The organism is Empedobacter sp. GD03739, from assembly GCF_029843245.1.
GTDB classification, from domain to species: Bacteria; Bacteroidota; Bacteroidia; order Flavobacteriales; family Weeksellaceae; genus Empedobacter; species Empedobacter falsenii_B.
On the sequence record NZ_JAOCHX010000104.1, the window covers coordinates 1 to 1250 of the forward strand.

The following is a 1250-nucleotide window of genomic DNA, read 5'->3' on the forward strand; positions in this document are numbered from 1 at the left end:
ATTCACAAGCCTTTGTACGATAAAATGCATGAAAAACTCACCCAAAATAAAGCGTATCACCGCAGGTTAGTTAAACGTCGAAGTTCTACAGTAGAACCAGTTTTAGGAACGTTGATTAACTTCTTTAACTTAAAACGAATCAACAGCAGAGGAATGTCTAAAGCCAATAAACATGTACTAATGTCAAGTTTATCTTACAACTTGAAGAAATATCTACGCTTTACAGTCAAAAAATCAAGTGTTTTAGCCCAAGTTATTTATTTAAAACAAGGGAAGAACTACGCTTCTACAAAATCACTCCTTCACTCCTTAAAAAGAGAGTTTTTAAGCAAACCTAATTTTACATTAATATATTTTTCTAAAAATAAACCTCGCTTAAAAAGGCTTAAACGAGGTCATATATTCTGTTTTTTACTGTAAATTGGAGTTGTGCAACAGTTACCGATGTTGTACGTAGTTTTTACTTAATTTTCACATATAAATCTATCAAATATTCATATTTATAATTTTTCAAATCTGATAAATATCTGTTTGAATATATTGTGTCTTTTGTGATTTTTTCTAAATGAAATGGTACTTTTTTCATTTCATTTACATCAATATTCATTTTTTTATAACGATCAAGATTTTTTTCAAGAGTGAAATGTCTTGCATAATCAATTTCGTTATAATCTAACTCAATATATTTATTATGATTATCTTCAATTAATTTCCAAGTTCCTTTCAAAGTTTTTTTACTTTTTTTATCCAATATTAAGAAGTTTTTATTGGGAAAGAATGTATATTCAATATCAGTTAGATGTTTATTAGTACAACAAATAATATTTACTTTTTTTTCAGTTTCAGAATTTATACTTTTTAAGTATTTAAATTCTTCATCGCTTAAAGTTTTTTCAGTGACAATTGAGTCAATTTCTTCTGAATAATCAGAAGAAAAGGTTTTGTAAAAATTCCAAGTTCCATAAATAAGTTTTTCTTCCTGATTATAATTATTATTAAAGCCGAAAAGAAAAAATAAAATTATAGGGACAAATATTAACTTTCTCATTTGATGTTAAAATTACGTACAACGGGCCGCGGCTTGGCGAAGTGCGGGCTAAAATGGACTGAAAGTTCAATTTAGACTAAACGTAGCCGATGCTTTTTTCGGATTGTTAAATTACAAAAATAATCAATACGAAAAAGCAGCGGCGGCTAAATATTTTAAATCTTCCAACTTGCGTTTAACCCCGCCATTTTGCAAAACCCTT

At 28.2% G+C, this 1250-nt stretch carries 2 protein-coding genes; one reads left to right on the forward strand and one right to left on the reverse strand.

Annotation, left to right across the window (positions count from 1 at the left end):
* Positions 1-420, forward strand: a 420-nt coding sequence (locus N5E64_RS15590) for a transposase (RefSeq protein WP_280038311.1), incomplete at its 5' end; no start/stop codon positions are given.
* 40 nt (positions 421-460) lie between these two features.
* On the opposite strand, the gene N5E64_RS15595 is transcribed toward N5E64_RS15590, so the two are convergent.
* Complete coding sequence (locus tag N5E64_RS15595) at positions 461-1048, reverse strand: hypothetical protein (RefSeq protein ID WP_280038312.1); 588 nt, start codon at positions 1046-1048, stop codon at positions 461-463.
* Between the last annotated feature and the right edge of the window lie 202 nt (positions 1049-1250).

Bases quoted from the DNA above. Each gene is read 5' to 3' on its own strand.
- N5E64_RS15595 (WP_280038312.1), bottom strand. From the start codon at position 1,048: ATGAGAAAGTTAATATTTGTCCCTATAATTTTATTTTTTCTTTTCGGC.